General features: G+C 70.3%; 9 protein-coding genes. 6 read left to right on the plus strand and 3 right to left on the minus strand.

Going from position 1 to position 9455, the window contains the following annotated elements:
- Positions 1 to 451 precede the first annotated feature (451 nt).
- Together AC5LSR_RS21370 and AC5LSR_RS21375 are read right to left on the minus strand one after the other, a co-directional pair.
- Complete coding sequence (locus AC5LSR_RS21370; RefSeq protein ID WP_250280605.1) at positions 452 to 715, minus strand: Txe/YoeB family addiction module toxin; 264 nt, start codon at positions 713 to 715, stop codon at positions 452 to 454.
- Complete coding sequence (locus AC5LSR_RS21375; RefSeq protein ID WP_493468900.1) at positions 715 to 990, minus strand: type II toxin-antitoxin system Phd/YefM family antitoxin; 276 nt, start codon at positions 988 to 990, stop codon at positions 715 to 717. The genes AC5LSR_RS21370 and AC5LSR_RS21375 overlap by 1 nt, the downstream gene beginning before the upstream one ends.
- 259 nt (positions 991 to 1249) lie before the next feature.
- Between AC5LSR_RS21375 and AC5LSR_RS21380 the strand changes: the two genes are divergently transcribed.
- From AC5LSR_RS21380 to AC5LSR_RS21400, 5 genes are all read left to right on the plus strand, one after another.
- Entirely contained in the window at positions 1250 to 1825 is a 576-nt protein-coding gene (locus AC5LSR_RS21380; RefSeq protein WP_250280602.1) for a hypothetical protein, read from the plus strand.
- Between the two features lie 168 nt (positions 1826 to 1993).
- Positions 1994 to 3898 carry a DNA polymerase gene (locus tag AC5LSR_RS21385; protein ID WP_250280599.1) on the plus strand — a complete coding sequence of 635 codons (1905 nt, stop codon included), beginning with the start codon at positions 1994 to 1996 and terminating at the stop codon, positions 3896 to 3898.
- Positions 3899 to 4471: 573 nt separating this feature from the next.
- A complete protein-coding gene (locus tag AC5LSR_RS21390; protein ID WP_250280597.1) occupies positions 4472 to 5701 on the plus strand; it encodes a toxic anion resistance protein in 1230 nt (409 codons plus the stop codon).
- A 54-nt stretch (positions 5702 to 5755) separates the two neighbouring features.
- Positions 5756 to 6289 (plus strand): hypothetical protein, encoded by a 534-nt coding sequence (locus AC5LSR_RS21395; RefSeq protein ID WP_250280595.1) that lies wholly within the window; start codon positions 5756 to 5758, stop codon positions 6287 to 6289.
- Positions 6286 to 7992, plus strand: a complete 1707-nt coding sequence (locus AC5LSR_RS21400) for a TerD family protein (protein WP_250280593.1) — start codon at positions 6286 to 6288, stop codon at positions 7990 to 7992. The genes AC5LSR_RS21395 and AC5LSR_RS21400 overlap by 4 nt, the downstream gene beginning before the upstream one ends.
- 172 nt (positions 7993 to 8164) lie before the next feature.
- Here AC5LSR_RS21400 and AC5LSR_RS21405 read toward each other — a convergent pair whose 3' ends face one another.
- Complete coding sequence (locus tag AC5LSR_RS21405; RefSeq protein WP_250280591.1) at positions 8165 to 8500, minus strand: glycerophosphodiester phosphodiesterase family protein; 336 nt, start codon at positions 8498 to 8500, stop codon at positions 8165 to 8167.
- Between the two features lie 488 nt (positions 8501 to 8988).
- On the opposite strand from AC5LSR_RS21405, the gene AC5LSR_RS21410 reads away from it, so the two are divergent.
- Positions 8989 to 9360, plus strand: a complete 372-nt coding sequence (locus AC5LSR_RS21410) for a hypothetical protein (protein ID WP_493468901.1) — start codon at positions 8989 to 8991, stop codon at positions 9358 to 9360.
- Positions 9361 to 9455: the final 95 nt, after the last annotated feature.

The raw sequence follows: 9455 nt of genomic DNA on the forward strand, positions 1-9455 counted from the left end.
GTCTGTGACCTGCGGCGATTCTATTTTTTTGATCTATTATGGAAGACCGCCCAGGGTTTGTGGGCTCAACGCGGGCTCAAGCCCTACGATCTTGTTCTCTGGGTGGCCGTGCGGGCTCAACACCTTGATCCTGTTGGTGACGTTGCGTGCCCGCTCTGCCCATGTCGTATTCCCGGCGGGGTGTTCCTCCGAGTGGGTCGACGTGAGCAGTGCGTGGCTACGTAAGCGAGAGCGGGCTCTGGCGACGATCACGTTACGCCGTGAGGTGCTGAGGCTCGCGGGAGGCGCGAGACCTTCTCGCCGGACCGTCGCGGCGGTCGGGTGGGAGCTGAGCGCGGGCGGTCCGGCCCGGAAGACGTCGGGGAGGGCGGGAAGCACGCTGGCAAAGCCGGGATGGTCCCGAAGCGTAGGTGACTCTGTCTCCACAGGGCTCGGGGCGGTTCAGTCCTGATCAGTCGCTGTAATGGTAGCGGGCTTTGAGAATCTTCACTGTCTTGTCGTCGGCCCGGTAGACCAGCCGGTGCTCGTCGTCGATGCGGCGGGACCAGTAGCCGGACAGGTCGCCTTTCAAGGGCTCGGGCCTGCCTATCCCCGTGAAGGGGTCGCGCTGGATCTCGCCGATCAAGCGCGTGATCCTCGTCGCCATTTTCCGGTCGGCGCCCAGCCAGTACAGAAAGTCCTCCCAGGCGGCGGGGTCGAAGTGGATGCTCCGCACTACTCACCCGCCAGAGCCTGTAGCTCCTCCATGGTCTTGACGGCGGCAGCCTGGTGCGACTTGTCCCGGGCGACGGCCTCCATGAGCCGCCGGGCGTTGGCGGGAGATCGTAGCAGGTAGATAGTCTCCTGCCAGGAGTCGAAGTCCTCAGCGGACATGAGGACGGCGTCTCCGTTCTTGGAACTGATCCGTACCGGCACGTGGTCGTCGTTGACCTGCTGAATCAGGGGGAACAGGCGCGAGCGAGCCTCGCTGGCGCTGATAGCCACTGTCACCCTCCTTCTCTATTGTACAAGTTTACCGTACCATAGAGGTACGATGTTTGGGTACGGTACCCGGATCGGCTCATCCTCCTCCGTCAAGCCTTGTTCCTCCAGTCGTGATCGGGCGGTGACAGTGAGACGGCGTGCCCGGTGGTGATGGGAATGGCCAGCCCGGGGCGGTCGATGGCACGGGTGGGGGCGTCAGGGTGGCCGCGGAGGGCTCCTTGCGCGGCGCCAGTACCATCTTGCTGTGTTCTGGCGGCGGAGCCGGGTGGCGGCAGAGATTGAATCATTGTTGGTGGAGGATCGGTTCCGGGTGCAGCGGACGATGCCCGCCGACCTGCTGGCGACGCCCGGTTATCTGGCTATGAACAACCACCGGTTCGGGATAGCGTCCGAGGTTGCCGAAAGGGCATCATGGCGGGCTCCTGAAGCGCATCGTTTCAATGTGGAGCCCGGATTCGTCCTGCTTGGCGTTGCTCCACCGGAGCGGTCGGACGGTGGACACAGGCCGATGCTACTGAGCGCATATGACGCGCAGAACGGAGCTGGCACCCAGCTACTGGCTGCCTGGTGGCTGGATCCAGGCGCGCCGAGGGAGCCTGTCGCCGCGTTCAGTAATTTCCTGTCCCAGTTCGGGGTATACATGACCAGTGGACGAAATGAAAGCCTCTTCTTCCTTCGTGCCCTGGGTGCCGTTCCGCCGCAGCCGGTGCGAGGGTCGCACGATGTCGAACTGCATGCCCTCCACCAGGTCCAGCAATTCGCCGGAACGGTCGGCTGGGCGTGGTGTTTCGGAATTAACACGCATAAATATAGAGGCCATCTTTCTGTTTCTGGCCGGTGAGATTTTCGCGTAGTCATCCGTTGTGATACATAATCCGTGGTGGCGTGATCCGTCTCCGGTACACGAGGTGCGGTGCCGGGCTCGGGGCGGCGGGAGTTGTCCTGGTGAACAGACCCGGCAACGCAGGTGATCTCACCGATCCAGGTTCGCGGGGGCGAAGATGGGCGGATGATGCCGCTGCTGGACGCCGGTGAGGTCGCCCGTGCTCTTCGGGCGGCCGGGGTGGGGCGGCGGGAGCCGGTGGCGGTGGTCGTGGTCGCCGGGGCGGGAGTCGGGCTGGCCTGCGAGCGGGGCGGCTGGGCGGTGCGGGCTCACGAGCCGTCCGCCGTCGTGGCCGAGGTCGAGGATGTTCTCGGGCCTCGGTGGGTGTGGTGGTCGGCGCGGGGGGCGGCGGCGCCGCTGGTCACCGCCGGTGTGCGGCTGGCTGTCTGTTGGGATCTGGCCGCCGTCCACCGGGTGCTGCACGGTGGACGGCGGGACGACCCCGGCGCGGTATGGGCCGCCGCCCGTGGGCTGCCGCTTCCCGCCGCCGGTGGCGGGAAGATGGCGCGGGGTGGGCAGCTCGACCTGCTGGCCGTGGTGGAGGACGCGGCCGACGGTGACGACCCGCAGGAGCCGGTCCGCGGCGACGGGCAGCTGCGCTCGGGCTGGGCGGACGAGGCGTGGGGCATCCCCGGCCGCGGCGACCCGGCCGGCCGGCTGCGGCGGGCTGCCCGTTTCGCGGAGCTCGCCCTCGCCGTCCGGGCGGCGCAGGAGCGGGCGTTGCGCCGGCTGGACGACCCGCGGGCGGCGCCGGGTGGCATACCGTTGGCGGTGCTGACGGCCTGGGCGGAGTCCGCGGCGGAGCTGCTCGCCCGCGAGCTGGAACGGGACGGGCTGCCGCTGGACCGCGCGGCCGCCCAGCGGATGATCGCCAAGGTCGTCGGTCCCCGGCCGCGGGACGGCGCCGAGGATGCCGCGTCCCGGCGGGCGCGGGACGCCCCGGTGCTGGCCCACCTCGGTGGCGGGGTGGATCTGCGTAATCCGGTGGAGCTGCGAACCGCCCTGCTGGGCCTCGGCATCGACATCCCGGACACCAGGTCGGCCCGGCTGAAGCCGCTGCGCGACGTCCACCCGGTTGTCGCGGCGTTGCTGGCCTGGCGGAAGGCCGAGCGGATCGCCACCACCTACGGGTACCGCTGGCTGGACAGCTATGTGGGGCCGGACGGCCGGCTGCGCGGCGGCTGGCGCGGCAGCGACGGGGCCGGCGGCCGCATGACCGCCCAGGCCGGTCTGCACAACCTGCCCGCCGGCCTGCGGGCCGCGGTGGCGGCCCAGCCCGGTCACCGGATCGTGCGGGCCGACCTCGGGCAGATCGAGCCGCGGGTGCTGGCCGCCGTCTCCGGCGACCCCGCGCTGGCCCGGGCGACCGGGGATGACGACATGTACGCGCCGGTGGCGGCCCGGCTCGGCTGTGACCGGCCCACCGCCAAGGTCGCGGTCCTGGCGGCGATGTACGGGCAGACCTCCGGTGCCGCCGGCGCGGCCCTGCGGCAGATGCGGCAGGCGTACCCGCGCGCCATCGCCTACCTGGACGCCGCCGACGGGGTCGGTCGGGCCGGCGGTGACCTGCGGACGTTCGGCGGCCGGCTGGTCCGCACCGCGCCGTCGGCCCCCGCCGGCCCGGATCGGCCCGGCCCGCCCCGGACGGACCTGGATCGCGTGGCCCTGGATCGCGTGGCCATGGACCGGGTGGCCATGGACCGGGTGGCCATGGACCGGGTGGCCATGGACCGGGTGGCGGCCGCGCGCGGCCGGTTCGCCCGTAACGCCGTCATCCAGGGTGCCGCGGCTGAGCTGTTCAAGGCGTGGGCGGTCACCGTCCGCCGGGAGCTGGTGCTCCTCGGCGGCACGATCGTCCTCTGCCTGCACGACGAGCTGCTGCTGCACGTCCCCGCCGACCGGGCGAACGACGCCGTGTCGCTGATGCACCGGACGCTGGCCACGACCGCCGCCTACTGGGCGGGCGGAAGCGGGGTCCGCTTCGTCGCCGACGTCTCCGTGATCGACAGATGGTCGGACGCCAAGAGCTGACGCCAGGAACTGCTGACGCCAGGAGCTGACGCCAGAGCGCCGGTCAGGTAACCATACGTATCCCCCCTGAACGATGGCATGCTTCGATAGACGTCGGCCACCGGAGAAGATCGGCGTAATTTTGTCGTTGTGTACGCTTTTGTGGCCAAAAAGCGTACACAACGACAAACTCTCCTGGATCATGGCCTGGACGGGTGGTCGTGTATGGGATCCGAGCTACTTGACCGGCGCTCCAGGAGCTGACGCCAGGAACCGAGGCTGCCCGCTCGCGTTTCCCCTTGAGTGGGCCGCGGTTGGGGCCGCTGGCCTCCCGAGCCGCTCTGCCCGTGGAACACACGCGAGCCGGGGACGCGGGGAAACTCGCGGCGGGCACGGGCGTCCTCGCGTCGCGGCGTGCGGTCGCGGCCCTGTCCCGTGTCCGGTCGCGGTGCGGTGATGTCGCCGATCTGTCGGGCCCGCCGCCGCCCACGTAGCTGACGATCTGTCCGGCATACCGCGTAGGCTCGAGACCGCCGGCATCCTGTGCGGCGCGGACACCAGCTGGGTGCGGCCGCGGGTTGGGAGGTGACGTTCGTGTCGGACTCGCTGGATCTGGGCGGGCCGCTGACGCCGCCCGCGGCCAGGGCGGCCGTGCCGGGGTCCGCGGGCGGCGCGCTTGAGCTCTCCCCGCCGGCGCCTGTTCCGGTCGTCGCCGACGACCGGGTGGACAGCATGATTCCGCTCGACGAGGCGACCCGGGCGGAGCTGCGCAGAAGGGCTGCGGCGTTCGCCGATGACCTCGCCACGCAGGACCCGAGAAGTCCGGCGTTCCAGGACAAGATCGGCGATATCGCGTCGATGGGCCAGCGGGAGATCGTCGCGAGTGCCCGGACGTCCAACCGGATGCTCGAGCGTCCGGCGGCGGCGCTCAGGAGCGCCCGCGGTGGCCGTGGCGGTGACGCCCAGGCGCGCGTCGCCGGCACGCTCGTCGAACTGCGCCAGACGGTGACCGAGCTCGACCCGGCGAGGGCCGATCTGAAGGGCGCCCGCAGGTTACTCGGCGTGGTGCCGTTCGGCAGCAGGATCTCCAGCTACTTCCAGCGCTACCAGTCGGCGCAGAAGCAGCTCGACGCCATCATCAGGGCGCTCGACTCCGGCCAGGACGAGCTGCGCAAGGACAATGCCGCCATCGAGCAGGAGAAGGCGGAGCTCTGGGCCGCGATGGGCAAGCTCACCGAGTACGCGACCCTCGCGAAGGCGCTCGACAGCGCGGTCTCGGCGAAGATCGATCAGCTGCGGGCCGCGGATCCGGGGGCCGCTGACGCGTTCACCTCGGACGCGCTGTTCCCCATCCGCCAGCGCCAGCAGGACCTGCTCACCCAGCTGGCGGTGAGCGTGCAGGGCTATCTCGCCCTCGACCTCGTCCGCAAGAACAACATCGAGCTCATCAAGGGCGTCGACCGGGCGCAGACGACGACCGTCGCCGCGCTGCGCACCGCGGTGATCGTCGCTCAGGCGCTGGCGAACCAGCGGCTCGTGCTCGACCAGATCAACGCGCTGAACGCCACGACGAACAACATGATCATATCGACCAGTGAGCTGCTGCGCCAGCAGTCGGGCCAGCTCCAGCAGCAGGCGTCGTCCAGCACGGTCAGCGTCGAGGCCCTGCAGAAGGCATTCGACAACATCTTCGCGACGATGGACGCCATCGACACGTACAAGGCGAAGGCGGTCGAGAGCATGGTGGCGACCGTCGCCGCGCTCGAGACCCAGGTGGGACGCTCGAAGTCGTACCTGGAGCGGGCCCGCGCCAGCGAGCGCTGAGCGACGCCCGTCATCCGATCGGCCGTCATACGATCGGTACGGACAGGAGGTGCCGTGTTCTTCCGACGGCGTTCCGGCACCGCCAGGGGCCCCAGGAACGAGAACCTCGGGAACCAGGCCGCCCCGGCGGCCGGCTCCGGGCCGCGGAACACGGCCGAGGTCGTCCACCAGGTCAGACAGCTGCAACGGGAGCTCGCCGGGATCGTCGCGAGGGCGAACGCGGACGGGGGCCGGCTGCCGCCCGGGGCGGTGCCGACCGTACGTGACATCGATGACGTCCTGCGGCCGTTACTGCGCCACATCGAGGCCCAGTCCGCGAGCGAGGAGGAGATGAGGCATCTCACCGCCATCATCCACGAGTACCTCCCGCAGGCCCTCGGCGACTTCACCGCGTTGCCGGCCCAGTACGCCGGACGTCCCGGTGTCACGGGCACCACACCCGCCGAGGACCTGATCCGCCAGCTTCAGCTGCTCGACGAAGGCGCCAACGAGCTACAGGACCTCGTCTACACCGGGGACGCCGCCAGGCTGGCGATCCAGGCGCGTTTCCTGGACGCCAAGTTCCGCCGTTCGGACCTCGATTCATGACTGTCGTCCTGCCCAGGGGCGGGAACGTGCTGCTGGCGGGGGAGGCGCCCGGTATCGAACGGGTGGACATCGGCCTCGGCTGGAGCGACGGGCCTGGCCCGGCCGCCGTCGAGGTGGACGGCTTTGTCGTCCTCGGCAGCGGCGTCCTCGGCAGTGGCGCACCCGGCAGCGGCGGCGCGACGTCGCCCCAGGTGCTTCTGGCCCATCAGGTGCCGAACCCGACGGAACGGGCTGGCGCGTCCCCGCCGCCGCGCCTGCCCGTCGGTGACGCGGAAAAACTCGTTGTCACGTTGGCCGCCGTGCCGGCCGAGGTCAGCCAGGTGCAGTTCGGGGCGGCGATCTACGACGCGGCCGGGCGCGGGCAGACGTTCCGGTCGGTGCGCCACGCCTACGTCCGGGTCCGCAACCACGCCGACAATGTCGAGATCGCCCGCTACAGCCTGGATTCGGAAACCGGGCTGGAGACGGCAATGATCTTCGGTGAGATCTACCGTCACCCGCGGGGATGGAAGTTCCGGGCCATCGGACAGGGCTACGTCGACGGTCTCGCGGGCCTCGCCGGGCCCGACGGACGAGACATCGCGACGGTGCATCCCGGCAGGGTGGCCGCCTTCCTCACCCGGGCCTCGCCTGCCCGGACCCGGCGGAACGTGGCCGCGCACCTGCACCCGCCGCGCACCGAGCCGCACCGGTCACCTCCGGTGATCAGGCCCTCGTCGCCCCCGCGCCCGCAGCCCCCACACGTACCGCCGGCCGAGCGGGATCCTGCCGTGACGCGGCCGCCCGCACCGCCAGCCGGATCCGCACCCTCGACCGGACCTGTACCTTCGACCGGATCCGCACCGCCGGCTGGACCCGCACCGCCGGCTGGACCCGCACCGCCGGCTGGACCCGCACCGCCGGCTGGACCCGCACCGCCGGCCGGACCCGCACCGCTCACGCCCGTGCCGGCGGCTACCCGTTCGCTGCTCGACCTCGGCGGGCCCGACGAGGCCGTCCTCGTAACCGTGGCCCGTGCGACGGCCACCCGTGCCCTGGCGCGGCGGCCACCCATTCGTGACGGATACGGAGAGCATTCATCACGTCACAAACAGCGTATGGAACACGTCGCCGCACTCGATGACGATCATCCGGCCACCACCTGGACGGAGGAGAAACGCGGCTCGACCGCCATGACCGTGACCCTGCGGTGGACGCCACTGAAGACCCGGACCGGCCTGCCTCGCCCGAGCAACATCCACCTCGGCTGTCTCTGGCAGGCGAACGACGGGGCGGCCGGCCTCATGCAGGACCTCGGCGACACCGTCAGCGCCCCCGGGCCCGCGGCCCCCCGCCAGGTGCTGCGGCTCGGCCGCCGCGACGAGCTGGAAGGGCAGACGATCTTTGTCGATCTGGGTGCGCTCCAGACGTTCAGGCGCTTCTTCGTCTTCGCCTACGGACTGCACGCCGCGCCGGAATGGCCCCTGCTGCGACCAGCGCTCACCGTCGACGCCCGGACGGGTGAGCAGCTCACGATCCGCCTGGGTGACGCGCCGGCGGGCGCCCGGATCTGTGTCGTCGCGTCGTTCCACATCGTGCGGGACGACGTGATCATCCGGCGGGAGAACGACTTCCTCAGAGGAGCCCAGGCCGACGCCGGCGCACGCTATGGCTGGTCACTGGACTGGAGTCCAGGCGGGGAAACTCTGCGTGACGTTCCGTAGCGACACCGCCGGCCGACCGTGATCTACAGCGCCGGTATCCTGACGATCACTACTCGCCGAGCCCCGGCTCCGCCGCCCGGCCGAGCGCGCCAAGCAGCCCCTGGGCCCCACGGGAAACGCTCGATGGACGGGCGGGCGGCGCGGGAGGCGGGCGATCAGGTCCGTGATCCCGTCAGGCGGCCGGCACGCCGTCCAGCATCTTGGTCACCCTGCGGGAGGCGAACTCCGGGTGGTCGGCGACGTTGGTGGTGCCGCCGATCTCCGGCTCGTGCCGGCAGAGCAGAACGCCGTCCCTGGTGGGCACAAGATCTGGTTCCACGAAGTCGGCGCCCAGCCGGGCCGCCAGTTCGTACGAGGCCAGGGTGTGCTCCGGACGGTAGCCTGACGCGCCGCGATACCCGATCACCAGCGTCGGCCGGCACCGGTTGCCACCGGAGTCAGCCGACGCCGCGCCCGCCGAGGCGCCCGAAGCCGTCGAGACGACGGTGGTGGCGGCAAGCGGGGCCACCGGCGATACCCGCAATCACGGAACGGCGGTCCACGCATACTCCAGCGCAATGGCGGCGACTTTCGCCGGCGGCACGCATCGCACAGCAAACCGACAGGAGAAAACGAGCACGCAGATCATGTGTTACCTGTCGCCGTCGGTCAGCCGTCGAACTGGTGAACCCGTCGGCCGGAAAGCCGGCACCGGCATCGGACCGGGGCGGGCCGGCCACATCTCGCACGGGCGGTCGCTGGTTTCGATGTCGATCGCGTTCTTGACCTCCGGACGGTTGAGGGTGATCCAGGCGACCGGCCCCTGCTTCTCGTAGCGGGCTTTGTCCGAGCGGCTTATCGGATACCTCGGAGAGCGTACGGCCGAAGATCGAATATCATGCGGTCGTGAACGCGCACGGTGACACCGCCGATCCTGACCGGCGGGTGGGAAGCGCGGCTGGTGTCGCGTGTGCCGGCGCTCCCGGCGCGGGGAGGACAGAGGCCGCTACCGCCAGTTTGCCTACTGTCGTGGATGTTGTCACGGCACATCTGCCCGGTCTGCGGGTCCACTCGGTCGAGCGCCTGGGTGAGGGACTCGACAACATGGCTTACCTGGTCAACGGTGAGCTGGTCGTCTGGAGTGACGCCGCGCTCACCGACCCCGCCTATGACATCGGCCTGCTCTGCCGTGACCTCGGGGACGCGGCGCTGACGGCTGCCGTCGACAGGCTCCGGCCCGTCCGCGACCAGATGTTCTCCCTGCGAGAACGGGCTGTCTGCTACGCACGCTGCAGCGTCCTTGAGGACTTCGCGTACGGCCTGGAGACGGGGCGGCAAACCTACACCAACAGGGCCCTCGCCGCGCTGGACCGGTTTTTCTTGCCATAGGACGCGTGGGACGCTCTGCCGCTGCCGGCGATATCGCTGTCGCGTGACGCCGCCGGCGGGGTCCGCGGGGCTGGGTGCGTGGGGCTGGGTGCGTG

The sequence above is a fragment of the Protofrankia sp. CiP1_Cm_nod4 genome (assembly GCF_982290645.1).

Excerpts from the sequence above, each read along its gene's own strand:
- AC5LSR_RS21385 (WP_250280599.1), top strand. The coding sequence starts at position 1,994 with ATGATGCCGCTGCTGGACGCCGGTGAGGTCGCCCGTGCTCTTCGGGCG.
- AC5LSR_RS21400 (WP_250280593.1), top strand. The coding sequence starts at position 6,286 with ATGACTGTCGTCCTGCCCAGGGGCGGGAACGTGCTGCTGGCGGGGGAG.